Source organism: Mogibacterium timidum ATCC 33093, assembly GCF_000525775.1.
In the GTDB taxonomy this organism is placed as follows: Bacteria; Bacillota; Clostridia; order Peptostreptococcales; family Anaerovoracaceae; genus Mogibacterium; species Mogibacterium timidum.
The window spans coordinates 1-18,818 of record NZ_JALU01000030.1 but is presented as its reverse complement, the minus strand read 5'-3'; the positions used below and the strand labels follow the sequence as shown (position 1 = coordinate 18,818).

At 46.5% G+C, this 18,818-nt stretch carries 16 protein-coding genes and 1 riboswitch; of the genes, 11 read left to right on the top strand and 5 right to left on the bottom strand.

The annotated features are described in order from the left end of the window. Window positions 1–109 precede the first annotated feature (109 nt). Genes HMPREF0581_RS08030 through HMPREF0581_RS08010 form a run of 5 tightly spaced genes read left to right on the top strand, consistent with a single transcriptional unit; the run spans window position 110 to window position 3,703 of the window. On the top strand, window positions 110–811 hold the full coding sequence (locus HMPREF0581_RS08030) for an A24 family peptidase (protein ID WP_039883711.1): 702 nt from the start codon (window positions 110–112) through the stop codon (window positions 809–811). A 14-nt stretch (window positions 812–825) separates the two neighbouring features. Then, window positions 826–1,674: a tRNA pseudouridine(38-40) synthase TruA gene (truA, locus tag HMPREF0581_RS08025; RefSeq protein ID WP_009644234.1), complete on the top strand. Its 849-nt coding sequence runs from the start codon at window positions 826–828 to the stop codon at window positions 1,672–1,674. Continuing rightward, complete coding sequence (locus tag HMPREF0581_RS08020; protein ID WP_009644331.1) at window positions 1,662–2,420, top strand: segregation and condensation protein A; 759 nt, start codon at window positions 1,662–1,664, stop codon at window positions 2,418–2,420. The genes truA and HMPREF0581_RS08020 overlap by 13 nt, the downstream gene beginning before the upstream one ends. Beyond that, window positions 2,407–3,012 (top strand): SMC-Scp complex subunit ScpB, encoded by a 606-nt coding sequence (gene scpB / locus HMPREF0581_RS08015; RefSeq protein WP_036382152.1) that lies wholly within the window; start codon window positions 2,407–2,409, stop codon window positions 3,010–3,012. Before HMPREF0581_RS08020 ends, scpB begins: the two co-directional genes overlap by 14 nt. Next, on the top strand, window positions 2,999–3,703 hold the full coding sequence (locus HMPREF0581_RS08010; protein ID WP_009644362.1) for a pseudouridine synthase: 705 nt from the start codon (window positions 2,999–3,001) through the stop codon (window positions 3,701–3,703). The genes scpB and HMPREF0581_RS08010 overlap by 14 nt, the downstream gene beginning before the upstream one ends. 149 nt (window positions 3,704–3,852) lie before the next feature. Here HMPREF0581_RS08010 and HMPREF0581_RS08005 read toward each other — a convergent pair whose 3' ends face one another. From HMPREF0581_RS08005 to HMPREF0581_RS07995, 3 genes are all read right to left on the bottom strand, one after another. Further along, complete coding sequence (locus HMPREF0581_RS08005) at window positions 3,853–4,485, bottom strand: cytidylate kinase-like family protein (protein WP_009644329.1); 633 nt, start codon at window positions 4,483–4,485, stop codon at window positions 3,853–3,855. Window positions 4,486–4,536: 51 nt separating this feature from the next. Beyond that, window positions 4,537–5,781 (bottom strand): alanyl-tRNA editing protein, encoded by a 1,245-nt coding sequence (locus HMPREF0581_RS08000; RefSeq protein WP_009644243.1) that lies wholly within the window; start codon window positions 5,779–5,781, stop codon window positions 4,537–4,539. Window positions 5,782–6,080: 299 nt separating this feature from the next. After that, a complete protein-coding gene (locus HMPREF0581_RS07995) occupies window positions 6,081–7,352 on the bottom strand; it encodes a hypothetical protein (RefSeq protein WP_009644297.1) in 1,272 nt (423 codons plus the stop codon). 149 nt (window positions 7,353–7,501) lie between these two features. Then, window positions 7,502–7,603, top strand: a riboswitch (SAM riboswitch). 110 nt (window positions 7,604–7,713) lie between these two features. On the opposite strand from HMPREF0581_RS07995, the gene metK reads away from it, so the two are divergent. From metK to HMPREF0581_RS07980, 3 genes are all read left to right on the top strand, one after another. Continuing rightward, the gene (metK, locus tag HMPREF0581_RS07990) at window positions 7,714–8,904 is read left to right on the top strand and encodes a methionine adenosyltransferase (RefSeq protein ID WP_036382149.1); all 1,191 of its coding nucleotides are present in this window, start codon (window positions 7,714–7,716) and stop codon (window positions 8,902–8,904) included. A 145-nt stretch (window positions 8,905–9,049) separates the two neighbouring features. Further along, on the top strand, window positions 9,050–10,438 hold the full coding sequence (locus HMPREF0581_RS07985) for an NAD(P)/FAD-dependent oxidoreductase (RefSeq protein WP_036382146.1): 1,389 nt from the start codon (window positions 9,050–9,052) through the stop codon (window positions 10,436–10,438). 122 nt (window positions 10,439–10,560) lie between these two features. Then, complete coding sequence (locus tag HMPREF0581_RS07980) at window positions 10,561–12,171, top strand: NAD(P)/FAD-dependent oxidoreductase (protein WP_051426982.1); 1,611 nt, start codon at window positions 10,561–10,563, stop codon at window positions 12,169–12,171. A gap of 113 nt (window positions 12,172–12,284) precedes the next feature. On the opposite strand, the gene dapB is transcribed toward HMPREF0581_RS07980, so the two are convergent. Both dapB and HMPREF0581_RS07970 read right to left on the bottom strand, forming a co-directional pair. Further along, window positions 12,285–13,079 carry a 4-hydroxy-tetrahydrodipicolinate reductase gene (gene dapB / locus HMPREF0581_RS07975; RefSeq protein ID WP_009644042.1) on the bottom strand — a complete coding sequence of 265 codons (795 nt, stop codon included), beginning with the start codon at window positions 13,077–13,079 and terminating at the stop codon, window positions 12,285–12,287. Window positions 13,080–13,148: 69 nt separating this feature from the next. Beyond that, complete coding sequence (locus HMPREF0581_RS07970) at window positions 13,149–13,640, bottom strand: deoxycytidylate deaminase (protein ID WP_036382143.1); 492 nt, start codon at window positions 13,638–13,640, stop codon at window positions 13,149–13,151. A 142-nt stretch (window positions 13,641–13,782) separates the two neighbouring features. Here HMPREF0581_RS07970 and HMPREF0581_RS07965 point away from each other — a divergent pair, with 142 nt between their 5' ends. From HMPREF0581_RS07965 to buk, 3 genes are all read left to right on the top strand, one after another. Further along, a complete protein-coding gene (locus tag HMPREF0581_RS07965; protein ID WP_084645374.1) occupies window positions 13,783–15,648 on the top strand; it encodes a DUF2207 domain-containing protein in 1,866 nt (621 codons plus the stop codon). Window positions 15,649–15,678: 30 nt separating this feature from the next. Beyond that, window positions 15,679–17,562, top strand: a complete 1,884-nt coding sequence (typA, locus tag HMPREF0581_RS07960) for a translational GTPase TypA (protein ID WP_036382138.1) — start codon at window positions 15,679–15,681, stop codon at window positions 17,560–17,562. A gap of 78 nt (window positions 17,563–17,640) precedes the next feature. Then, a complete protein-coding gene (buk, locus tag HMPREF0581_RS07955) occupies window positions 17,641–18,699 on the top strand; it encodes a butyrate kinase (RefSeq protein WP_009644036.1) in 1,059 nt (352 codons plus the stop codon). Window positions 18,700–18,818: the final 119 nt, after the last annotated feature.

Sequence of the window (18,818 nt, the reverse complement as noted above, 5' to 3'; positions counted from 1 at the left end):
ACAAAAAGTGCATCAATCATCGATAATAGGTATTGAAGGGTACACTTTGAGGTGCCTTAATTATTATATTGTGTGTTATAATTAGCGGATGAATCAATACTATGTGTTTATGGCAATAAAAGCGGTAATAGCGATCGTTATCGCATTAATACTTGGGAATGGCGGAGTTGTGTGGTTTAACCATCTGCCTGTGCGATGGTTCTCCGGGGAGGATAATTCTCTGCCGGAGAGACTGCTGCAGGACATGGATAGTGACAGACAGCGGCTACCCAGCACTCCGTGGAAGCTTGTGTTTACAGTTTTTTTCGGTGCGTGTGGCGTTTTTTTGGCTGTTCGCGAATCGGCTCAATTTATGCTTTCCGCCGTGCTTGTCATATTTATCGTAACTATGATGGCTACGTGCGATGCAAAGTACCGCGTGGTTCCAGATCAGCTCAATGTGCTGCTCTCTGTATCAGCGGTCGGCTTTGTGAGCTTCAACGACAGACTGCTTGAGCCACTCTATGGTGCGCTTGTTGGGCTTGCTCTCGGTATGGCCTCGTATGGGCTGGGGCGTATCCTATATCATAGGACTGTGATAGGAGGGGCTGATCTAAAATTTTATATTTCGATAGGATTTGTGACCGGAGTCAGAGGGATTATCTCGATCTTTATATTGATAGCAGTGTTTGCGCTTGTTCACATAATATACCTGAGTGTTGTGCATAGATTCAATGCTGACGAGGGAAGACCGATGTTGGTATACGCATTGCCGGCGGTGACGCTGTACATGCTTGCGCTGTGGGATTTCGTACCTTTTGTGCTGCTATAGCAGTGTTCGCTGCCTTGGCATATAACAGAGAGTTGGTGACAGGGGAGAATATGTCCGATAATACCAAAAATATCCTGCTAAAAATTCAATATGACGGTACTAACTTTCACGGTTGGCAGAAGCAGCCTAATGGGAGAACCGTACAAGGTGAAGTAGAGCATGTGCTGAGGTTCATCGCCGGGTATGATGTGCCGGTAAATGGCACTAGCCGTACTGATGCGGGGGTACACGCTCTCGGTCAATGTGCTTCGTTTAACTGGGATAATCCGCTGCCAACGAATAAGCTTGCTAACATCATGAACAGAAGATTTGGAGCCGGAGGGCTTGGCAGAAGCGGTCTTCCGGGCGATATACGGGTAATCTCGGCAGTAGAGGTTCCGTCGGATTTTCATGCGAGATTTTCGTGCCACGGTAAAACATATAAGTATGTTGTTGACAGAAGTGGGGATATCTTTGAGCGAAATTACGTCTATCAGTATGGTTATGAACTTGACCACGAGGCCATGAGAGTAGCAGCCAAGGCTGCGGTTGGAACGCATGATTTTGCGTCTTTTCAGACAGCCGGAGGGATACCGCGAGAGACGACAGTTAGAACCGTTACCGATATTGCTATTTCCGATGAAGGGGAACGAACGATTATAAGAGTCACCGGTGACGGATTCCTGTACAACATGGTGAGAATTATCGTTGGCACACTGCTGGAAATTGGTACCGGCAAGCGTTCGGCGAGCGATATGGAGCAGATTGTGGCTGATGCCACGCGGAGCAGCGCCGGGTTTACGGCACCGCCACAGGGGCTATATTTGGAGCAGATATATTTTGATGACGAATTTAAACGTGGAGGCAGTACTTGTACAAGGTAAGGATTGATAAGTTTGAGGGTCCATTTGACCTGTTGGTATATCTGATACAAAATGCGAAAATGGATATATACGATATCAGGGTTGCTGAGATTACTGAGCAGTATATAGCGTATCTCAAGGAGATGGGGGAGCTCAATGTAGAGGTCAGCAGCGAATTTATTGTGCTTGCAGCTGTGCTGATTAGACTTAAGTCGCGGATGCTGCTTCCTCGCGTCAATGAGATTGGCGAGATTGTGATAGACGAAGATCCTCGCATGGAGCTGGCAAGCAGGTTGGCAGAATATGTCAGAACCAAAAAAATCGCAGAGATGCTGCAGGAGAGAATGGAAGCGAATGAATGCGTTCACGAGAAGCCGGCGGAGGACATGTCGATATACATAGACTCGCCGGACGAACTTCTCAAGACGGATATCGAACAGTTTGTAAGTGCATTTAATGCATTTTTGCAAAAGAAGAAACGAGTCGCTGATGTTAAAAAGCGATATCAACGAATCAAGCGAGATAGGGCTTCGATAGAGGAGCGAATCAACTATATGAGCATGATTATCAAGGACAGGGTTAGCGTGGGAGAATCTATCGATTTTGCAAGACTGGTACCCGAGGATGCGGATAGATATGATGTGACTCTGTCGTTCATGTCGCTGCTGGAGATGATCAAGATGCAGGAAGTTGACGCTAAACAGGATCGAAATTACGGAAATATAAGTGTTATTAAGAAAGAGGTTCAGACAGATGTACAACGATAAGGTAATGAAATCAGCGCTGGAGTCCATGATGTTTGTCTGGGGAGAGCCTCTCAAGGTTAAGGATGCTGCAGAGGTACTTGATGCAGATAAGAAAGAAATAAAAGAGCTGTTACTCAGTCTACAACGCGAATATGCAATGAGAGGGAGTGGCCTCAGAATTAGAGAAGTAGACGGGGCTTTTCAATTTGTGACTAACGGCGAAAACGAAATTTTCATCGAGAAGCTGTGCACTCCGGTCAAGATCAGGAAATTATCTCAGGCGGCACTTGAGGTACTGGCGATAATCGCTTACAGGCAGCCGGTGACGAAGAGTGAAATCGATTCTATTCGCGGTATCAAGAGCGAGAGGGTAATCGATGGACTCATGAACAAGGAGCTTGTAGAAGTTGCCGGCAGGTCGGAAGGTGTGGGAAGACCGCTCCTGTATAGGACGACTGCAGAGTTCCTCAAAAAATTCGGGTTTACATCCATCAATGAGCTGCCGGACATCACAGAGTTCGATGAACTGCAGGATTACGACGATGAGGATGGAAAGGCTCACGAGCAGTTGTCGATTAATTTTGAAGGAGACGCAGATAGTGAGGATAAATAAATATATCGCTTCTTGCGGAATTACGAGTAGACGCAAGGCTGACCAGCTTATATTGGACGGTAGGGTTGCAGTTAACGGCGTCATTATGAGGGAACCCGGATATGATGTGAAGCAGGGAGAAGAAGTCACATGCGACGGCATAAGGATTGCACCCGAACGAGACAAGATCTACATACTGCTCAACAAGCCGCTTGGCTATGTGACGACAACATCCGATGACCGGGGGCGTCCTACAGTTCTCGACCTCATACAGGATGAGGATAGGCGGATTTTTCCTGTGGGGAGGCTTGATTACAATACTTCAGGGCTTCTTATCTTGACCAATGACGGCGATGTGGCAAATAAACTCATGCATCCGTCGAAGGAGCTCGAAAAAACGTATCGAGCCGTTGTATCGGGGATACTTACGTGCGGCAAGATTGCGAGATTGGAATGCGGAGTGAATATCGGAGGCTTCAAGACCTCGCCGGCGAAGGTAGAGGTAAGGAAGCACAATAAGAAGTCGACGGTTGTGGATATCACTATTCATGAAGGCAAGAATCATCAGGTTCGCCGCATGTTCAAGGCTGTGGGTGCACCGGTGCAGGAATTGCAGAGAATCAGAATTGGCAAACTGGTGATTGGTCGACTGGCGATAGGAGGTTATAGAAAGCTGGGACCGGCTGAAGTAGAGTATCTCCATTCTATTTAGCGTGCCATATACATTCCATGAATGTGACGACATAATAAGCCCTGTACGGCACTTGATTAGGAAGTGCTCACACAGAGCTTTGGCTTACACAAACTTTGGAATAATCCCTGAAGCATGCGCAGCATGTACAACAACCGCATTACAGTTATCTAGTCCGGCATCATGCTTTCGCCACGGCTTGACTCGATATAAGATCTGATGATTTTAACAGCACCGTCGATTCCGGCACGGCTAGTGTTGATGAGCAGGTCGTATGAATCTCTCTCTCCCCATCTGGTATCGGTGTAATATTCGTAGTATCTACGACGCTGCTTGTCCATCTGCTTGACAATTTTCTCCATCTGAGCAGGCGTCATTTTTTTGGCTTCTTCACCAGAGAGTAGAGCCATCTTGCGCTTAATTCTGTCTTCAATAGGTGCGAAGAGGAAGACGCTGACGTGTGATTGATCGCGCAGGATGTAATCCGCAGCTCTTCCAACTATTACACAGCTGTCTTCCGCAGCAATCTCGCGGATGAGCTTATACTCCTCAGAGTGAATCTTGTCGTAAGGAGACGGCTGATATAGTTCTATACCGGAGAACAGTGCACTTGCTGCAAAGTCCGGAGCCTTCTCCTCGTTACTCTTAACGTAGTCCTCATGGAATCCGGTCTTCTGGACTGCGAGTCTGATGAACTCGTTGTCGTAAAACTTGATGCCAAGAGCCGCGGCTAATCTCTTGCCGACCTCGTGTCCGCCGCTTCCAAATTCTCTTCCAATAGTTACTATGACTTTATTTGACATAATACAGCCTCCCTCCTGCTGATTATAACACAATCGTGTTTTTAAATAATACTATAATTTCTGCGCGATAGCTCCGACAAATGCTTTTAGATCGTCATCGTTATCGAACTGGGCACGGGCGTTGTCAGCTCTGCCTCCCCCTTTACCACCGTACTCCTTGACGTTTTCCTTGACCAGCTTGCCGCAAGGGTAGCTGCCGTCGGATACCAGCATGAGTGTGCCGGATGGGGAGCAGGCTAGAGCCAGTAGAGGTTTGTTATCTCTTTCAATCAGGTCGAGCGCTTTGAAGCCTAGCTTTTGGAGTTCGTTAGGTGAAATATCGGAATATGCCCTATATACGAGCTTGTCGTTGGGAGCAGCTGCACATAGTGCAAGAGCTGTAGCCTCGGCAGTCCTGAAATATTCGGCCAGATGTGCACGTTCAGCCTTTAGTTCAGATTCTTCCTTGTCCCTTTTATCTAAGGTACGTATCAAATCCTCCGGCTTCGAAGAAAATCTCTCCGCAACATCGGTCAGGATGCGGTGCGACTCCTGATAGTGGACGAGGGCGTTTCTGCCACAGTCGAAGTAAATCCTCGTCATTCCCTTGTTGGATTCTGCTTTAAATATCTTGATAATTCCAATCTGTCCGCTGGTGGAAGGATAGGTGCCGCAGCATGCGCAGCAGTCAAATGGGTCGGCAGGATCGCCGACTGTGACGATAAACACAGAGCCTTCCACTTTTTCGTTGACGGCCTTTCTGAGGGGCATAGCGTTTGCCTCTTCAACTGAATCGAAATAATGAGCCCGGATAGGCATGTCAGCCCATACCGCTTCATTGGCAAGCGTTTCAGCAGCTTCCAGCATGGCAGTATCCATAATTTTTCCGTCAAGATCAATATCAATAGTTATATAATTATGCCCCATGTGAAAGCCTCTATTAGTTCCTCTGTACAGCTTGTAGATTGCGCCGCTCAGGATGTGCTCACCATAGTGTCTCTGCATGTTGCTAAATCTAAAAGTCCAATCCAGCTCCATAGTGACCTTGTCGCCGACATTGAAAGGTACATGCTCCGAATTTGTATAATGCGCAACTGACTCGCCGGAGTCGTGTGTGTCGTAGATATCCACATGCTTGGTTTCATCCTCCGTCAAATACATTGTACCCCTGTCCCCGGGTTGTCCGCCGCCCTCGGCAAAGAAGATAGTTCTGTCTGTAATTATTTCAATCCTGTCCTTTTTAGAAATAACATCCAAAACAGTGGCATCCAGTGATTTTAGGTACCGATCATTGTGGAAAACTTTTTCTGTTTTCATAGTCCCTCCTCGTTTTTTCCCTAGATTGAAAATCGAACAAAAGTGTAAAAATTATTTTTATAAAACTGTTGATAACTTGCCTTGACATATCCATTAATCGCTGATTAGTGTTGAAAAATACGCATTTTTACCAAGTTACTTATCCACTTCGACATGTTGAAAAGATTGTATACAATTTTTGAACTTTATGTGGATAATCCCCGATGTGCACATTTTATCGGCAATCGAGTGATGTGGATAACTTGTGCTTGTTTCAGACGGCAAAAAAGAACAACCGTTAACAAATAAATTTCAATTTACTATTGCTCCGGATTGAATATCATATCGCTGAACATCGTATTAGGCGACTCGGCGAAACTCTGGAATACCTGAGTCTCCAGCTTGTATCTGCCCTTGAGCTCCAGCTTACTGATATTGATACTCTTGTTGATATCCATCTCCATATTGGTGATTTTCATCAGATCATGACTCATCACAACCAGCTCATTTTTTGGAGTCAGCAGGTATGCTCCATATAAATCATGATTCATATAGTAATTAGCTGAATCAACATGTGAATTGTCTTTGTTGTATAGGACGTAGACGATTCCGTTAGGGGCCGGCGTCATCGCGGTGTCTGCCCCGAAGACGGAATCATCGATATCGAATTTTTCCTGCGGTACTGTCAGCTTATACAGTGTTATGTATTCAGGTTGCTGCAGCTGGAGCGCCGCCTCGTAGTCGGAAATGTGCATCAGTGTCGTTACTTCGAATTCCAGAATTCGTCGTGACCGCGTGAGGCTGCGCAGAGACAGGGTGAGCAGCGCTTCACCATATATGTAATCATCGGAAAGCGCTGTGAACCTACACTTGTACACTGTCGCTTCGCCGCTAGGCGTAGCGGCAGTGGTTTCCTTGGATATTTTATTTCTCACTAGCTCAGCTAGTCCGATCTCATTGAATTTGCTGCGCTTCATCGCTCCGGCAGTCACATCGGCAAGCAGTGCGGCTCCTCTATAATCCTTATCCAGCAGCCTCATCAGGAAGTAGTTGATTAGTTCAAAAGATGTGAGAGGAGACTTGCACACCATCTCCATGCCTTCTCTGCTCGTCTTGTCAAAGCCGGTGTCTTCACCAAGCAGCTTTACCGAAGCCTCTTTCATGAGATTGATGCGCATGAGCGTCTCCTTGCGGAACTCCTGTATGAATGGCGCATGATTTTCATAGAACAGATCATTCGTAGCGATTACTTCATTGATCAACTGTATCATGGTGAAGAACGGAATTTTGACTTCATTTCCGCCAAGCCCTCCGGAAATACGCTTCCATTCCGCCTTGACCTCTCGCCCTCCCTCCAGATTACCGGCCTTGGTGAAAATCTCTCTGTAATCGTCCACTCCATATTCTGAGAAATCCAAGTGGATAAGCTGAAACAGCTTATCCTTGCTTCCATCCTTAGCAGTCCACGACACCTTGAGGGCTACAACACCCATCAGACGGGTGTTTGTAGCGACACAAGAATCAAAGCGGTAGTCCATGAAGTGATTGTATTTATTTGAAAGTTTACCCTCTACTACTTTTAGTACCGGCATAGTTGCTCTCCTCGGTAAGTCAATAATATATAATTATACCAAATATGGCGGTGGAATCCTTCATCTAACCCATTAAAATCAAAAAACAATAATATTCGTAACATCTGAAACTTGACACTGCTCAAAATACATATATAATACAGGTGAATTCCTTATTGAGAGCGAGTGAGGGAATGGGCCCTATGAACTCGCGGCAACATCGTGTATAACGGTTGTGCCAATTCCCACAGGCAAGGCCTGAAAGATGAGGAGACATATTCATATTTAGAACTTGTCTCTTCATGCATGTGGCTCATGCTGAAGAGTTTTTTATTTCATGGATTGGAGGGGGCATGATGCTCGTGCCCGAAGGGAGGTTTCAATGAAGAAGTTATTCACATCCGAATCAGTTACCGAAGGTCATCCGGATAAGGTTTGCGATCAGATTTCTGATGCCATACTGGATGCAATCCTCGCTGAGGACCCAAATGCTCACGTGGCATGCGAGACAGCGACTAAGACAGGCTTTGTAATTGTATTTGGAGAGATTTCAACTACGTGCACAGTGGATATTGAGGGTATCGTTAGAGATGTAGTCAAGAGTATCGGATACGACTGCAGCGAGGTTTGCTTTGATGGAAATACTTGTGCTGTGCTCGTAAGCATTGAGGAGCAATCACCGGATATCGCAATGGGTGTTAACGAAGCACTCGAAGTTAAGGAAGGTGAGGAAGCAAGCGATGATGCTATGACCGGTGCGGGAGATCAGGGTATGATGTTTGGATTCGCCTGCGACGAGACTGATGAGCTCATGCCTATGCCTATCTCGCTCGCACACCGACTAGCCGAAAGACTTGCAGATATTCGCAAGGACGGCACTCTGAGATATCTGAGACCTGACGGCAAGACACAGGTTACGGTCGAGTACGATGACGACAGGGTTGTGAGAGTTGATACAGTTGTAATTTCGACACAGCACGATCCTGATGTTGCACTCGAGCAGATCAGAAAGGATATGATTGAACATGTTATCAAGCCGATTATCCCTGTTGAGCTGATTGATGACGACACAAAGTTTTTCGTAAATCCGACAGGCAGATTTGTAATCGGTGGGCCTAAAGGTGATTCCGGTCTTACAGGTCGCAAGATTATAGTCGATACTTACGGTGGCTATGCAAGCCACGGGGGAGGTTCATTTTCAGGAAAGGATCCGACTAAGGTCGACAGAAGTGGCGCATACATGGCTAGATATATTGCAAAAAATATCGTCGCCGCCGGACTTGCCCGCAGGTGCGAGATTGAGCTGGCATACGCAATCGGCGTAGCAGAGCCTGTATCCGTGTATGTCAACACGTATGGAACTGCAACTCTCAAGGACGAGGATATCGCCAAGCTCATAAAGGCGAACTTTGATATGAGACCTGCTGCTATTATCAAGCAGCTAGACCTGCTCAAACCGATATACAGATCTCTGGCTGCATACGGCCACTTTGGCAGGACCGGCCTCGGTGTCAAGTGGGAAGATACTGACAAGGCATCACAGCTCAAGGCTGCGGCAGATCAGTATGCATAGACAATAGGAATAGGGCTATAGTATATTTTCGTATCATCAATATGAACGACTGGAAATTTATAGGCTAATGCAATCATGTAGGTGTTTGTATTAGCCTATAATGTTATAATTAGCTTCAATTTAAATCGCAGCGAGAGGTGGATATATGGCTCACAGTACTCAAAAAAGGCATGCAAATACACGGAATATCACTGCCAAAGCTCCTGCTTCCGTATGCGACATACTCATCATCGGTGGTGGTCCGGCGGGGATGGCTGCTGCCACAAGCGCCAAGCTCAGCCATCCGGATTCAGAGATCGTTATACTCGAGAAGAACGAAATCCTCGGAAGGAAGCTTAGAGCGACAGGAAACGGACGATGCAATATAACTAATACATGTGCAGACGGATACGAAGAAGTAATAACTTTTCTTTTCTCGTTAGGGATAGCTACGAAGTCTAAGGAGAGGGGCTTTGTGTATCCTGTATCGGAGTCAGCGCCGGACGTTGCAGAGCTACTGGAGCTGCGGCTTGAGCAGCTTGGAATAAAGGTGTATAAGGGTGCTACAGTATCTGCAGTTTCTGTAGTTCCATATTGCGATAAACAGGACAGACCGCTCGATGGTGCAAGCTTCAATTCAGGTATTTCGTTTAAAACTGTATTTACCATTGCCGGTATCGATAACGATTACCGGATGGAATCGCAGGCTCTTGTAATAGCCGCCGGCGGGAAGTCGGCTCCGGTATATGGAGCCACAGGAGACGGATTCTTGTTGGCAAGGTCACTTGGACACAGCGTCACCAGGACGGTTCCATCGCTAACCCCTGTGGAGTGCGGAAACTCTGAGCTAACAGGCTTGTCCGGGGTGAGAGTGCGCGCAACAGCCAAGCTTTTGAAGGATGGAGAGCAGCTATATGAAGAGAATGGCGAGGTGCAATTTACCAAGTACGGACTTTCCGGCATTTGCATATTTAATCTCTCGAGGATGATGAGATTTGGAAAAGGCGAGGGATTTGATAATTTCGATATATCGCTGGATGTAACCGATGGCTTTAATTTGAGCGAGTGGCTTACGGCTGCAGCTAAGAGGGCCGTAGTGAATAGAGAAACAGTTGACGCGAGGAATTCACAGAGGAGTGCTATCGAGGCGAATTCTGCGGTGTGCGAGAATTCCTCATATAATAAACTTGTAGAGGTGTTTATGACAGTATATAAGGAAGGGCTTGCCGTGGAGATAATCAGACAGGCAGGATTGGATTATACGTCTAATGCTTCTATATTGACAGATGCGGATGTTCGCGACAAAATCATCAGGAGTGCAAGTGACCTGAGATTCAAGCCGACCGGGCTCAAGGGCTGGAAGGAAGCGCAGTGTACTTCCGGTGGTGTCGATATGCATGAAATAGATGATGAGAGCTTTGAGTCGAAGCTCTTGCCGAAGTTATACATTGTTGGTGAGACTTTGGACTATGACGGCTTTTGCGGTGGCTACAACCTTAATCACGCATTTTTGTCCGGAAAGCGCGCCGGAGAAGCTGCGGCTAGAGAGATATAAAGCTTTTCCTCATGGGGTATGCTGTACAGCAACTGTGGCGCATGGATTGTGCATAATATTTTCTATAGAGATAAAAGCATTAAGATATATTGAACAGACGTAATAGTTTGCGAAGGTGGGAGATGGATGCAAGGTTTAAGAACAGAGTGTGGCGTGGAGGAGAGAGGGCCGGGAAATATGCATACAGGATGAGTGAGATCAAGCTGCCTGTCGGAGCTGAAATGACAGAGCTGCCTGCCAAAATTGCGAAGCAGCTGTCCATAAAGCTGTCAGATATTATGACTTGGCAGGTCGCTCGAGAATCGATAGATGCCAGGGATAAATTAAATATCTTCATGGTATATACATTGGATTTTACGACGAACTCGCAGATATCATCAAAGACTGCCAAGAAGCATAGGTGTAACGTGTACAAGCATATTGAAAGGCACGCGCCGATATCAGGTAATGAGTGCTTGACAGGGCGTCCTGTAGTCATCGGGTTTGGACCATGCGGTATCTTTGCTGCGCTTGAGCTGTCACATAACGGATACAGACCGATTGTTATAGAGCGTGGCAAGACTATGTCCGCACGAGTAAAAGATGTGGAGAATTTCAGACAACACGGGGTACTTGATGGGGATTCCAACATACTTTTCGGGGAAGGCGGTGCAGGCACATTTTCGGATGGTAAACTGACGAGCGGAATTAAAGATCCGAATATAAAGTTCGTATTAGAGACATTTGCCGGCGCCGGTGCGGGAGACGAAATTGTCTACAAGCATAAACCTCATATAGGGACTGATGTGCTTAGAGCTGTAATTGTGAGTCTCAGAGAGCAGATCTTAGACCTCGGTGGAGATGTCCGTTTTGGAACGCGTCTGACCGGACTTGAAATAGCTGATGGCGAGTTAAAAGGTATAACCGTTATGGATAGCGATGGCCGAGAGGAGCACATTGACACCAATGCTGTTATTCTGGCAACAGGGCACAGCGCAAGAGATACGTATGAACTTATAAAAGAATCTGCTCTGGAAATGGAACAGAAACCTCTATCTATAGGCGTCAGAATGGAGCATTCGCAGGAATTGATAAATCGCGCTCAGTATGGTGAGGAGGATAGACTGCCGCCTGCAGAATACAAGGTCTCGTATAAAGCCAGCAACGGAAGAGGAGTGTATTCGTTCTGCATGTGTCCGGGCGGGGAGGTTGTAGTGTGCTCGACCGCTGATGGCGAGCTGTGCGTCAACGGCATGAGCAACAGAAGGAGAGATAGCGGAGTGGCTAACAGCGGCATCCTGTGTGATGTAAGGGTGAGCGACTTTGATTCGGATGATGTGCTGTCAGGTGTCAAATTCCAGCAGAAATACGAGAGGCTGGCGTTCGAAAATGGCGGCGGCAAATTTAACCCGCCCACCTGCACTATGAAGGATTTTCTTGATGCGAATGCTCAATCCGTTATAGCTTCTCTTCCGGACTTCGCGTATGAAGCAATCAGGGAGGCTATTCCTTTCTTTGCTGAGAAAATACATGGATATGATGACCCGGATGCAGTGATCAAGGCGGTGGAAACGAGAAGCTCGGCACCGGTGCAAGTGCTTAGAGATAAGGATAGTGGAGAGAGCACTGGAATTTCCGGCATCTATCCGGCCGGTGAAGGCTGCGGCTATGCAGGAGGAATTACATCTGCAGCATGCGACGGAATTAAGCAGGCCGATAAGCTGATCGAGCGTTTTGGCAGACCTCGTGGATAAGCTGAATTGAGTGAAAGCGGTGACTGCGGAAACGCCGATGATAGTAATAGCATAAGAAAAAGAGATATGGGCTGCTCAGCTGCTCAGCTCATACCTCTTCTTTTTCTTATTACCTACAGTCCAAAACAATCCTGTACCGTGTATGAACCGACTGACTGCTTGCCGAGGAATACCGCGCAGTCGACAGCGCCGGCAGCAAAGCACTTGAAGCTTTGTGAATGATGTGTAATCTCGAGTCGCTCGCCCGGACCTACAAAGTAAGTAGTGTGGCTGCTCGAAATATCTCCACCTCTGATGGAGTGAAAAGCAATCTCCCCGTGCCTACGAGGGCATCTGCCTTCGCGTCCATATCTATCTACGTCGTGTAAAGCTTTTCCTCGCGCAGCTGCGACTATTTCGCCGATTTCCTTTGCGGTTCCGCTTGGTGAATCAAGCTTGGTGTTGTCATGCATGTCAAGAATCTCAATATCGACATCTCCGGCGAGCTTCGTGGCATCCTCGATTAGCTTATACATTACATTTACAAGCCTCGATGTGTTTGCTGCGAGCATAACAGGGATAACCTTGCCGGCTTCTTCAAATGTTGAACGCTGTTCTGCGTTGAATCCCGTAGTGCCGCAGATCAGCGCCTTTTTGTGTCTTACCGCTGCCTCGAGTGTGACCATAGCCTGCTCAACGGTTGCAAAATCAATGATAACATCGCACTTATCGATAAGCTCTTCTACGTCGGAAACAACCGGTACTCCGAGTGATCTGCCTATCATAGCGACTTCTCCGAGATCCGTGCCAATGTAATCTCTGCCTGAAGGCGCAACACCTCCGACTAGAGTTATGTCTTCGCGTTCAGCTGCAATACCTGTGATGAGACGCCCCATCTTGCCGCGAGGGCCGACCACTAGAAGCTTCATAACAATACCTCCTCATAATTCTGAATAAGCCATAATATACTTAATATAATATTGCATATAATACTGTCGTTATCGATCCGGGTTGCTTTCAAAACTGAGTACCAGAGTTTTCTCCCTGGGCTTCAGCTTGCGCATTTTGACGCCTGCCATCGAAAGGAGCCGCTTAGAAGCGAGAGTGGATTTTGCGTTTGCGTATTTGTCGTCCAAATACACGACTTCACGTATACCCGATTGAATAATTGCCTTGGCACATTCATTGCAAGGGAAGAGCCCGACGTATATGGTCGCATCTCTCAGCGATTTTCCGCCGGAATTCAAGATAGCGTTGAGTTCAGCATGCACAACATAAGGATATTTTGTATCTTCGCCGGTTCTTGCCCATGGCAGTTCGTCATCAGAGCAACCGAGCGGGAAGCCGTTATACCCCGTAGAGAGGATGACGTGATTGGAATCAACTATGCACGCTCCAACCTGCGTATTAGGATCCTTGCTGCGCTTTGCTGCCAGCAGGGAGACCCCCATGAAATATTCGTCCCACGAAATGTAATCTTGTCTCTTCATATTGCTACCTCATTAATGTAGTATCTATTCTGTATTTTATACTAAGGCATATGCTGCCGCAAGCGTCCGATAGTGTTTAAGCATTTGAATTTAGACCCCCTATAAGGTATAATATTCAGAAGTATTGCCTAGAAGGAGGCGTATGATGACGAGCAGCAGTAAAGCACTGTCAAATACATATAAATACTTACTCAGAATGGTTTTTATCATGGTAATTTTGAGCGTTGGCTTGGGTGTATTCCGAGCCAATGCTTTTGGTGCGATAAATGATACCAGTTACGAGATTATTAATTATGATTTCAAAGCTGTAGTTAAGAAGAATCACGTATACGAGGTAACAAAAAAAGTTACAGTCAATATTCCAAATAATCTATCCGAGCTCAAGTTCGATATTCCTACCGGAAACTATATGGTCGGCAAGGCAAATGTTAAGGGCACGGATTTTGAGCTGCGCAAGGATGGGAATAAATATAACATCATCATCAAGGATAAGACTAAGCTCAAGAAGGGAAAGCACACCTACGATATCACCTATGTTGTGAGAGAGTATGCTGATAAGAACAAAAATTACGACCTGTTTTACCTGAATGCACTATCATCTGATTGGGAAGTACCAATTCAGAACTACAAATTCACACTGGTTCTGCCTGATGATTTTCCTCGTGATGACCTTCAATACTATGCCGGGCAGTTTGGGTCACAGGATGTATCCAACAAGACCTCATATACGGTTGATGATAACGTCATCACAATGACAGGCTCACTGATTCCGGCGGACTTCGGTATCACATTTAAGGCGGAGCTCCCCGACGGGTATTGGAAGAAACCGCTTAACAACGAATGGACCATCGGGCTCGGAGGTCTGCTGTTCGTGGGTGCAGGGACACTGATACTGATTCTGTGGCTGATTGGCGGCAGAGACTCAAGGTTCAAGCGGAAATTTATCGCACAGCCGATAAGCGGAATATCGACAGCTGATATCGCTTACATATTTAATGGTCAGCTGACTATCAGAGACATAGTTCCGCTGCTGGTTAGACTCGGCATAAATGGAAATCTCAAGATAGTTGAGTATGCACCTAAAAAATACAAGCTTGTCAAACTTGCTGCGCCTTCAATCGACGAGGATAGGTACATCAGAGGCATTTATTCTGAATTATTTGAAGATGTATACGAGGGTAGGGCGATTGAGATGGAAGATCTGGGTAAGCACCTCAAGAGAATCCTTTATGACGTAGAGACAAGTGTTTCCAGCGGGTATAACTCTAAGGGTATGCGGGCAAGTACCAGACTTTCGCTGGTCTTCAGATGGCTTGGTATTTTGGCTATGTCGTTAACTGTAGCGTCTGTGCCGATATTAACCAGTATGTATGTGTACGAAGAAGATATTTTGTACGGTATTCCGATTGCGTTTTTCGCTTTTTCAGTCCTTGTTCTCAACATGATTGCAAGGCGATTTGACCTCAGGTATGATATGGACTGGACGCACTTTAAGGTATCTATAGGTATGTATTCATCTTTGTATGCTGCTGAGCTCATATATGCAGGTTACATGATATACAGCTGCAACAAGTCGGTTTTCATTCCAATTCTGATTCTCATCTCGGGGGTATTTGGAGCGATTCTGATTTGCCTCATGCCGGCGAGAGCCCGCGAGAATGCTCGCCTGGCAAATAGAATGATGGGTATGCGAAATTTTATCGAGGAGTCGGAGCCGCGTGATGTAGCGGTGCTCCAGAGGCGCAATCCGGGATATTTCTATGAGATGCTTCCATACGCTATACAGTTCTCACAGTACGAAATATGGGCACAGAAGTTCAGAAGCATCGATGTCGAAGCACCTTCTTGGTTTGAAGGCCTTGCAGAAGGTCACACTGTTAACGTAAATATCTCAAAGGACGATCTCGAGAATTTAGCAAGGGAGCTTCATAGATTTGAAAGAACTATTGAAAGCGTATACAACGTGATGAACCGCAGACAGAGGATTTTCCTCGGTGCGGGAAGATAGATATGGCAAAGCCGGTTGGAAGGGATAATAATGGGAGATAAAGAGAAGATAATTAACATTGCAGTTATTGCGCACGTCGATGCAGGGAAGTCTACGCTGGTTGACGCGCTGCTTGCACAGTCTCATGTATTTCGTGAGAATGAAGAGGTTGTGGATTGCGTGATGGATAGCGATGCTATAGAGAGAGAGCGTGGCATTACTATTTATTCCAAGAATTGCTCAATCATGTATAAGGATTATAAGATTAACATCGTAGATACACCCGGACATGCCGATTTCAGCTCTGAGGTTGAGCGCATTATGAAGACTGTGGATACAGTTATTCTGCTTGTAGATTCGAGCGAAGGGCCAATGCCTCAGACTAGATTTGTACTGAATAAGTCGTTGGAACAGGGGCTCAATCCAATCCTGTTCATCAATAAGATTGATAAAAGAGACGCTAGAATCAATGAGGTTGTAGACGAGGTATATGAACTGTTTATGGATCTCGAGGCTAATGACGATCAGCTGGATTTTCCAATCATGTACGGAATCGCAAGACAGGGAATCGCTGTTAGCGATCCAAGTGAGGTTGCGGACATCATGGTTGATGATGGAACCATCAAGATTAAGAAGAGTCCTAAGGGGTACGGAGACCTCAATGTTGAGCCGCTGCTGGACAAGATTGTGGAGCACTGCAATCCATATCCGGATCTGAGAGAAGAACCCCTCCAGTTCCAAATATCCTCGCTCGCTTATGACGATTACATAGGCAGGCTTGGAATCGGAAGGATAACCAGAGGCAAGCTCAAGGCGGCTCAGCAGGTTGCGGTTATGAAGAACGAAGAGGAATCCTACAACGCCAAGGTCAATCAGGTGTTCGTATATCGCGGCCTGCAGAGAATGGCTGTAGATGAGGCTGAGTGCGGCGATATTGTAGTTGTATCCGGTATTCCGGACATCTCCATCGGGGAGACCATCTGTGATCCCGCTCATCCTGAGTCTCTTGGAAATATCAGTATTGAGGAACCTACACTTTCGATGAACTTCATGGTCAACTCATCTCCATTTGCCGGCAAGGTGGGCAAGTTTGTCACAAGCAGGCATATCAAGGAGAGACTGGAGAAGGAGCTTGAGGTAAATGTTGGACTGGTTGTCGAGCCGACCGACTCGACAGATTCATTCAAGGTGTCAGGTAGAGGAGAACTCCATCTGTCAATTCTGATTGAGAATATGCGCCGTGAGGGTTACGAGCTTGCCGTATCCAAGCCGGAAGTTGTAATCAAGCGAGGCGCAAACGGAGAGGTTCTGGAGCCTGTTGAAGAGGTTGTAGTAAGCGTTCCTGACGAGCATTCAGGCTCTGTGATTTCCAAGCTCAATATACGCAAGGGAATGATGAAGCAGATGATGAGTGAAGGAAATGGTTACTCCAGGATCGAATATTCAGTTCCCACTCGTGGACTGATGGGTTATAGAAGCGAATTTATCAACGATACGCACGGCGAAGGGACTATGGTTAGACGTTTTGATGGATTTGAGCCTTGGAAGGGTGAGATTCCGGAACGTACTAATGGAGTTGCAGTAGCTCAGGAAGAAGGAAACTGCACTCCATATGCAATCTTCAACATTCAGGAGCGTGTTCAGATGTTTGTCGAGCCCGGAACTCATGTGTATGAAGGTATGATAGTGGGTATGAACTCCAGAGGTGACGACATGGTAGTCAACCCATGCAAGGCCAAGAGAGTTTCCAATATGCGTGCTGCCGGCAGTGATGACACAATCAAGCTGACACCGCAAAGAACATTTACACTCGAAGAAGCGCTTGAATTCATCAACGGCGATGAGGTGGTTGAAGTAACCCCTGAAGATATAAGACTTCGCAAGAAGCTTCTCAGAGAGATTGACAGACGTAAGGCTGGCAATAGAAATAAGTAGTCATGTTATCACGTTCATAAGTATTTATACTAAGGACATGATTAAAATATAGAGGTAACGAAAGGAGAAATTGGTAACATGAAGATTCTTGTAATCAACCCTGGTGCAACATCGACTAAGATTGCTGTATACGAAAACGACCAGGAGCTGATGCGCGTTGGTATTGACCACGATGCTGCTGAGATGGATAAGTATGCAAATATCGTAGATCAGATGCCATTCCGTCGCGATGTAATTATGAAGACCCTTGAGGAAAAGGGCTACAAGCTCGAGGATTTCGACGCAATCTGCGGACGCGGTGGCCTGTTCAAGCACATTCCTTCCGGAACATACATCGTCAACGATGCAGTTATCAGAGACATTAAGAACCCACCTTACGGTGAGCACGCAGCTAACCTTGGAGCATATATATCCAAGGAGCTCGCAGACAAAGTAGGTATTCCGGCGTTCTTTGTAGACCCTGTTTGCGTAGATGAGCTCGAGGATGTTGCCAGATATTCCGGACTCAAGGGCATGGAGAGACAGAGCTTCTTCCACGCGCTCAACCAGAAGTCAGTTGCTAGAAAAGCAGCAAAGGAAATCGGTAAGGCATATGAGGACCTGAACCTCATAGTTGTTCACCTCGGCGGAGGAGTGTCCGTTGCAGCTCACAAAAAGGGCAAAGTTGTAGATGTATTCAACGTTAAGGACGACGGTTCGATGGGTATGGATAGAGGCGGTGCACTGCCTGCAAATGCTCTCGTTAACCTGTGCTTCTCCGGCAAGACAAAGTCTGAGGTTAAGAAGATTATCGGTCACGAGGCCGGCGTGTTCTCATACACAGGAACTAAGGATTTCCGTACAGTCGAGAACAAGGCTTTTGATGAGGGTGATGAGGTATGCATGGGAGCATTCCGAGCGATCGCATACCAGTTGTCAAAGGATATAGGTGCTATGGCAGCGGTGCTGCACTTTGATGTAGATGCAATCGTATATACTGGTGGAATGGCTTACAGCGACAGATTCTGCGAGGAGATTACATCTTACGTAGGCAAGGTTGCTCCGGTTCTGAGATTCCCGGGTGAGGAAGAGATGAAGTCTCTCGCTGACGGAGCTCTGAGAGCACTCGAAACTAAGGAATACAAGATTTATGAGTAATAACGTAAACAATACAAAATACACAAACGGGACTGCAGCGATCTGCAGTCCCGTTTGTCGTTGGTTCTGCTTTAGCAGAGGATTCGCCGAGCGATAGCGAGGTGAATCAATAAACCACC

Bases quoted from the DNA above. Each gene is read 5' to 3' on its own strand.
- typA (WP_036382138.1), top strand. From the start codon at position 15,679: ATGGGAGATAAAGAGAAGATAATTAACATTGCAGTTATTGCGCACGTC.
- HMPREF0581_RS07965 (WP_084645374.1), top strand. From the start codon at position 13,783: ATGATGACGAGCAGCAGTAAAGCACTGTCAAATACATATAAATACTTA.
- HMPREF0581_RS07980 (WP_051426982.1), top strand. From the start codon at position 10,561: ATGGATGCAAGGTTTAAGAACAGAGTGTGGCGTGGAGGAGAGAGGGCC.
- buk (WP_009644036.1), top strand. From the start codon at position 17,641: ATGAAGATTCTTGTAATCAACCCTGGTGCAACATCGACTAAGATTGCT.
- dapB (WP_009644042.1), bottom strand. From the start codon at position 13,079: ATGAAGCTTCTAGTGGTCGGCCCTCGCGGCAAGATGGGGCGTCTCATC.
- scpB (WP_036382152.1), top strand. From the start codon at position 2,407: ATGTACAACGATAAGGTAATGAAATCAGCGCTGGAGTCCATGATGTTT.
- HMPREF0581_RS07995 (WP_009644297.1), bottom strand. From the start codon at position 7,352: ATGCCGGTACTAAAAGTAGTAGAGGGTAAACTTTCAAATAAATACAAT.
- HMPREF0581_RS07970 (WP_036382143.1), bottom strand. From the start codon at position 13,640: ATGAAGAGACAAGATTACATTTCGTGGGACGAATATTTCATGGGGGTC.
- metK (WP_036382149.1), top strand. From the start codon at position 7,714: ATGAAGAAGTTATTCACATCCGAATCAGTTACCGAAGGTCATCCGGAT.
- HMPREF0581_RS08005 (WP_009644329.1), bottom strand. From the start codon at position 4,485: ATGTCAAATAAAGTCATAGTAACTATTGGAAGAGAATTTGGAAGCGGC.
- HMPREF0581_RS08000 (WP_009644243.1), bottom strand. From the start codon at position 5,781: ATGAAAACAGAAAAAGTTTTCCACAATGATCGGTACCTAAAATCACTG.
- HMPREF0581_RS08030 (WP_039883711.1), top strand. From the start codon at position 110: ATGGCAATAAAAGCGGTAATAGCGATCGTTATCGCATTAATACTTGGG.
- HMPREF0581_RS07985 (WP_036382146.1), top strand. From the start codon at position 9,050: ATGGCTCACAGTACTCAAAAAAGGCATGCAAATACACGGAATATCACT.